Genomic DNA, 337 nt, shown 5'->3' with positions numbered 1-337 from the left:
ACTGACGCGCTAATAGTTAGGTCTTTAAGGTTGAGCTCATCGTTGTTAACTGCATCGACGCCCGCTTGAGTCAGCTTGACCTCATTGCCAACCAACACGAAGTAGCCGTTTGAGTTATTTTCTAAAGAAACGGTTAGTTGGTCTTCTGGCGTGTCAGTATCGCGAACCGTTAAGGTTGCGACTACCGTATCGGTGCTCACTGCATCTTCAGTGATGCTCTCTACTGCATCAACCTTGATGGTTGGCGCATCGTTAACACGATTCACAATCAAACTATCACTGTCGCTAGCCGTTGGATTTACACCATCCGACACTGACGCGCTGATAGTCAGGTCTT

At 47.8% G+C, this 337-nt stretch carries 1 protein-coding gene; it reads right to left on the bottom strand.

All coding sequences use genetic code 11. The annotated features are described in order from the left end of the window. A partial coding sequence (locus ACF8CV_RS00060) for a hypothetical protein (protein WP_392425325.1) occupies positions 1-337 on the bottom strand: 337 nt, incomplete at both ends.

Source organism: Vibrio sp. zbq_1 (assembly GCF_043102935.1).
In the GTDB taxonomy this organism is placed as follows: domain Bacteria; phylum Pseudomonadota; class Gammaproteobacteria; order Enterobacterales; family Vibrionaceae; genus Vibrio; species Vibrio parahaemolyticus.
The sequence above is the reverse complement of the archived record's forward strand: the minus strand, read 5'-3'. Positions and strand labels throughout refer to the sequence as shown.